Origin of the sequence: Thermophagus xiamenensis (genome assembly GCF_900112795.1) — a bacterium.
Lineage (GTDB): Bacteria > Bacteroidota > Bacteroidia > Bacteroidales > Marinilabiliaceae > Thermophagus > Thermophagus xiamenensis.
This window is the reverse complement of the sequence record NZ_FONA01000044.1, coordinates 1-3278: the sequence shown is the minus strand read 5'-3', so window position 1 is coordinate 3278 and position 3278 is coordinate 1. Positions and strand designations below refer to the sequence as shown.

General features: G+C 31.5%; 3 protein-coding genes. All 3 read right to left on the bottom strand.

Annotation, left to right across the window (positions count from 1 at the left end; genetic code table 11):
* Nucleotides 1-73: 73 nt before the first annotated feature.
* The 3 genes from BM130_RS15025 to BM130_RS15015 all read right to left on the bottom strand — a co-directional run bounded on the left by BM130_RS15025 (nucleotide 74) and on the right by BM130_RS15015 (nucleotide 2622).
* A complete protein-coding gene (locus BM130_RS15025) occupies nucleotides 74-649 on the bottom strand; it encodes a hypothetical protein (protein ID WP_010528642.1) in 576 nt (191 codons plus the stop codon).
* Nucleotides 646-1509 (bottom strand): beta-1,6-N-acetylglucosaminyltransferase, encoded by an 864-nt coding sequence (locus tag BM130_RS15020; protein WP_010528641.1) that lies wholly within the window; start codon nucleotides 1507-1509, stop codon nucleotides 646-648. The genes BM130_RS15025 and BM130_RS15020 overlap by 4 nt, the downstream gene beginning before the upstream one ends.
* A 102-nt stretch (nucleotides 1510-1611) precedes the next feature.
* Nucleotides 1612-2622: a glycosyltransferase family 2 protein gene (locus BM130_RS15015; RefSeq protein WP_010528640.1), complete on the bottom strand. Its 1011-nt coding sequence runs from the start codon at nucleotides 2620-2622 to the stop codon at nucleotides 1612-1614.
* Nucleotides 2623-3278 lie beyond the last annotated feature (656 nt).

The following is a 3278-nucleotide window of genomic DNA, read 5'->3' as shown; positions in this document are numbered from 1 at the left end:
ATTGCAATATACTAATTTACCGTCGATTACGAAAAAATAGTAACACTAAATTATCGCTTTTTTAGTGATTATTTTAATCTGTTAAAGTAGAATTAAATACATTCAGAATTTCTTTCCCTCCTTTCCCAAAGAATTGGTTGCCTACGAAGGTGAAAACCAAACCATTTTTTATCGAAGGCTTATCTCTAAGATTATTAATTAGCAAAGGTTGGGGCGGATGTAATACAATGGTTTTATTAAGAATTTTTTCTAAATAACCCGGCCAGTTTTGTTGGAGGTATCGTTTCTGAATGTTATAACTGCAATTCGATAAAGCCAAAAGTTTTATGCAGTTGGATGCCGCCATTTTTTTTACAGCTATTCTTTCCACCAAAGCCGGTACTTTACCTAATCTCGGCAAACTGGTTTCAAAGGTTGAAATCCATTTTTGACGACTTAGGCAAATGCCATTAAAAAAGTGAATAATATTGTTTTTGGATACAAATGGATTAAAGTACAAGTTTAATGACCATGTTGGAATTTTTTTAAGAAATTTAAACGAGAAATGGCTGATAAATTTAAAAATATCAATGGTTTGAGAAAACTCTACTTCGGGAGTTTTTAATATATTTCGGATTTCAGGATAACCTTTATGAGTATGGAAAATCATTCTTGAATTAGTTTATTCAATTGTTTAATTATATCTGAATTTTCCTCAAATTTTCTCGCAAAAAAGAAATCAGATTTTACAAGACTTTTAATTTCAGAATGTTCAATTAATCTGGGATGAGGGCCGGAGTAATCCGCAAAAGTAGTTCTTTTTGAAACAATTGATTTTCTATGGGGTGATTCTGCAAGAATTGATGCAAAAAATATTTCTTCAGGTAAAAGGGTAAATTTCATATGGTTGTATATTTTATTTTTATTGGTCATGTTTTTAATTATATAATGAACATGGTCTCTATATAAAATCCACCAAACTCGTCCCCAATAGGGAGTGAAAGGAACATTTCTTTTCCCAAGGACTTTTGTAAATCCTCTAAAAATTAGATTTCGCACTGTATTTTTATTAAATGCTTTACTAAAAAAATCATAGAGGTAATATCTGTTTAAACGATTAGGTTTAGATGTATCGGTAATGTATGGATATATTTCAATAAAGGATTTTCCTATATTTTTGGAAAGTAAATTGAATATTTCTTGGTTTGATTTTACAGGGTAACATTGAACAGATAATAGACAAAAGTAATCAATTGTGGAACAATGGTTAAAAGCCTCATTCATTAATAATTCAATTGCTTTTAGAAAAGACATACCACCCCATTTTACATTTACTTGGTTTGATAAAAAGATGATATTAGGGACCTCTGTATATTTCTTTATTTCATTTTTTAACTTATTTGGTTTCGAAGTTTTATCAATATGAATGAAAAAAAAAGTTTGATTTTTGACATAAAGTTTGTTGATCAATTGAGCAACTTGTAGAGGATATTTATGACACAGAATTAAATATGCAATTTTAATTTTCATCAGTATAAAATTTATCTTATTCTTTTGTGTGATGGACCTCACATGACCAATAGTTTATGGATGTTTTTTATTGTAACGAAGCTTATAATGGTCATGTTTGTTTCATGAGGAGAAAAAAGAATAAGAATTGTGTTGGATAATTAGTTGTTTGAAAGCAAAATTAAACCCTTTAATTTTCCAAGCACCCTTTTGGTAAAAGATATTATATATATTAGTTAACTTAATTATTTTGGTGGGGAACAAAGATGTTGTCTCGTTCATAAAGTCATTTATAACAGTTAAAAATAATTGGTATTGTTTCGGTGTTATTTTTTTGGTTGCCCTAAAATAGTTGAGTTGTGTTAAAAAAGCAAAGAACGTTCCGCGAAGCTGTTTTAAATATTTTTTATCGTCTAAAAGAGGAATGAATTTTTGAATATACATTTTCACGCCGGGCCACATTGTTTCCAGCATTTGAAAATAGTTTTTTCTGCTTCGGTTGGGATCAATTCGATAATAGCACTCCGGTGATGTTTTATTAAAAATTTGATACTTTACGTTTGGGACCATTAAAGCCCGGGTATGAAATTCCACATCTTGAAGTCTGGGAAACGATTCATCAAATCCTTTTAAATGTTTTTTGATAAATTCAGTTTTCCATAAAGGTGACATTATATTCCATGGCAAATCATGTCTGAGAAATTTTATTAGATGGTTACCATTTTTTGTATTCCAGACATTTTTATTATCTCCAATATGATGATGAAAAGTACCCACCGGAAAAATACCAAAATGAATGTCCGGAAATTGTTTTATGGAGTCTATACGTACTTTTAGACAATTGGGGCTCATCAGATCATCGGAATCGAAAAACATTATATATTCGCCAAGAGCCTTTCCTATTCCAATATTACGGCATACCGAACCCCCTTTGGGTGCTTTTGTTCGTTGAAAAAAACGTATGCGAGGGTCTTGTGAGGCTAAGGTTTGTATTATTTCCGTTGAACCGTCTGTTGAGCCATCGTCCACCACTATGGCTTCCCAATCAGGATATGTTTGGGATTGAACCGATTTAATTGTTGCCTCTATGAATGGGGCTTTGTTATAGTTGGGAATAATAATGGATACCAGCATGGTATAGGTTTTTGGCTATTTGGTAAAGAGGCTAATAGGCCCGGATTATTAGTTTATTTTAATAGATCCGGAAAGAATTAAAAAAAGCAATAATTTCTTTCCGGGACCTTCCTGTTCATAACAGTTTTTTCAATTGACACCCAAAAATAAAACATTTTACCTGGACATCAGAAAAAAGGGCTGAAAAAGTTGGGACAGAATGAAGGGAATTAGGCAGATAGGCTATAGGCCATTAGGTTATTAGGCCAATAGGTTATTAGGTTAATAGGCTGATAGGCCATTAGGCCTTTAGTTGATTAGGAGCCGGAGGTTAGAAGAAATGATATATTTAGAAACATGGTAGATAATAAAAGATACAATTAGTTGGTAATAAGCTATGTAAAGTTGTTGTTTTTTGTGATTTAGGCCGTTATTGAGACAATGTGCTAATTGTAAAGGATTGTTGCAATTTTCTGATTTCATCTTAAACCCGAATTATGCAATAGAAAATTTTAGTGCCAATTCATTAATTGATAATCAATAAGTTCCTAATGCTTTGCATTAGAAACTATCTCACCCTCAGGGCATTGCTGTAAACTTAAGGAATAAATTGGTAAAAAAGGCAGGTGATAAAACGTCAAATCACCTGCCTTAGGTATAAGGATAATTAGAAAATT